The following is a 2189-nucleotide window of genomic DNA, read 5'->3' as shown; positions in this document are numbered from 1 at the left end:
CCTCCCCGCCGAACTCCAGTCGCCGACCGTCGCGCTCGCCGAGCGGCTCGACGCCGCCTGCCTGTTCACCACGCTCGGGTTCGAGGAGCCGGTCGTCGACGTTCGACGGCGCTCGACGGAGTCGGGACCGGTCGTGTACGTCGCGCAGTGACCGGCGGGTTCCGGCGAGGGCAAGACGGGAAGAGGCGAGACGGAACCGGCGACGGCGGCCGCGAACCCGAACGTTCATTCCGCCGCCAGCCGGGGTAGCGGTATGCAGGTCGACGCAGTGGTCCTCGACATCGACGGGGTGTTGGTCGACGTGGCGGACTCCTACCGACGGGCGATCCTCGAGTCCGTCGACCGAGTGTGCGGCAAGCCGATCGACCCCGCGGCGATTCAGGCGTTCAAGGACGCCGGCGGGTTCAACAACGACTGGGAGCTGACGGACGCGGCCGCCCTGTTCGTGATAGCCCGGCGCGAGGGACTCCGGATGGACATCGACGAGTTCACCGACCGCGTCCGCGAACTCGGCGGCGGCCTCGACGCCGCTAAGGATGTCGTCGGCGACCTCCCGCGGGTCGCGCAGGCTCGCGTCCGCGACCAGTGGGACCGGGACGCGCTCCGCGAGACCTTTCAGGCGCTGTACCTCGGTTCGGAGCTGTACCGCGAGCTGGAGGGCGGCGAGCCACCGGTCGAGACGGAAGGGTACATCCACGACGAGCCGACGCTCGTCGACCCCGAGACCATCGCCGACCTCACCGCGCGGTTCGACGTGGGCGTCCTCACCGGCCGGCCGGCCGCGGAGGCCGACATCGCCTTGGAGCGCGTCGGCTTCGACGTGCCCGACGACCGCCGGTTCACGATGGACGACTGGGAGGAGGGGAAGCCCCACCCGCGGGCGCTCGTGGAGCTCGCGGAGCGGTTCGACGCCGAGCGCGTCGCGTTCGCGGGCGACACCCTCGACGACGTGCGGACCGCGCGCAACGCCGACGAGAGCGACGCAACGCGCGTCTACTACGGAATCGGCGTGTTGACGGGCGGGCTGACGGGCGAGTCGGGTCGCGAGAAGTTCGCCGAGAGCGGTGCAGACGCCGTGGTCGAGGACGTGAACGAGCTGGTGGATCTATTAGAATAGCCGATAGCGAATCGAACCCGCAGACCGCAGCGTGGATCGGACAAAAATGGGCCTTGCCGGATTTGAACCGGCGATCACTCCGTTATGAGCGGAGGGCTTTGAGCCAGACTAAGCTAAAGGCCCACGCGGTTGGTCGGTATACGAGGCACGTTCTTTAGGCTACCGCATTACCTCGATCGGAGACGCCCGAGGACCGTGTCAAGCCGAAACTCCGCGTACCAGTTCACGTTCGCTCGGTTGTTGTTCGCGGCGGGCTCGTACCGGATCGTGACCGTTGTCGCTCCGGCCTCCTCGATCGAAACGAGATAGATATCCTCTTCTCCGACGTTCAGCGCAGCGAAGTAGTCGATCTTCCCCTCGTAGCCCTCCCGTTCGTATCCCTCGCTTTTCGTCCGAACGCTCCGCGTTCGGAACTCCACCGTTCCGTCTCGTTTCCCGTCGTACGCGGTCTTGACCTGTACGCGATGAAACTCCCCGTCAACCTCGATGACGAGGTCGTACGGCTCGTTGTCGTACGCCGGTTCGAGTACCGATACGTCGCGAGCGAGCAGTTCCGCCGTGACGATCGCCTCCGTTGTCTGTCCGCGCTTCTGTGGTTCTCCGAGTCGCTCGTACTGTTCGCGGCGGGACACGCGACACGGTACGTCGGTAACGTACAAAAGCAGGTGCTAGCTGAGTAGGCCGTCTGAAGGAAGGCGCCGAAGCCAGGACTCGAACCTGGGACCGCCTCGTGACTGTGACGATCGGGGGTGACCCGCCGAGCGTCGTAACAGCGAGGCGCTCTACCAACTGAGCTACTTCGGCTCACTTCTGCGTACTCACGTTGTTTTGATATGGCTTTCGTTTCCGCTCAACGGAGCGAGGTTCGACGGACCCGAAGGGTGCGAGACGTTAGCGCGGCCGCCAGCTATCGCGCCGCCGATCCGACCGACACGTTTTCGGCCGGACCGCGAGAGCGTTCGGTATGGACGACGAGGAGACCGCCGGGGACGAGCTTGCGGCGGTGCTGTCGCGCGTCCGCGAGCGCGTCCTGCCGGAGCCGGAGGAGCGCGAGCGGCTGCGCGCGGCGAGC

Annotated in this window: 2 protein-coding genes, 2 tRNA genes and 1 pseudogene; 2 read left to right on the top strand and 3 right to left on the bottom strand. The window is 66.6% G+C overall.

What is annotated here, in order from left to right; all coding sequences use genetic code 11:
• Positions 1 to 151 (top strand): annotated as a pseudogene (locus tag BN903_RS18355) (UPF0146 family protein); the annotation flags it as partial.
• 102 nt (positions 152 to 253) lie between these two features.
• On the top strand, positions 254 to 1117 hold the full coding sequence (locus BN903_RS12005) for a TIGR01548 family HAD-type hydrolase (protein ID WP_048077953.1): 864 nt from the start codon (positions 254 to 256) through the stop codon (positions 1115 to 1117).
• A 47-nt stretch (positions 1118 to 1164) separates the two neighbouring features.
• On the opposite strand, the gene BN903_RS12000 is transcribed toward BN903_RS12005, so the two are convergent.
• The 3 genes from BN903_RS12000 to BN903_RS11990 all read right to left on the bottom strand — a co-directional run bounded on the left by BN903_RS12000 (position 1165) and on the right by BN903_RS11990 (position 1921).
• Positions 1165 to 1240 (bottom strand) — tRNA-Ile (locus BN903_RS12000).
• A 44-nt stretch (positions 1241 to 1284) separates the two neighbouring features.
• On the bottom strand, positions 1285 to 1749 hold the full coding sequence (locus tag BN903_RS11995; RefSeq protein WP_048077952.1) for a group I intron-associated PD-(D/E)XK endonuclease: 465 nt from the start codon (positions 1747 to 1749) through the stop codon (positions 1285 to 1287).
• Between the two features lie 64 nt (positions 1750 to 1813).
• Positions 1814 to 1921 (bottom strand) — tRNA-Asn (locus BN903_RS11990).
• Positions 1922 to 2189: the final 268 nt, after the last annotated feature.

This window comes from Halorubrum sp. AJ67, from assembly GCF_000513435.1.
The sequence above is the reverse complement of the archived record's forward strand: the minus strand, read 5'-3'. Positions and strand labels throughout refer to the sequence as shown.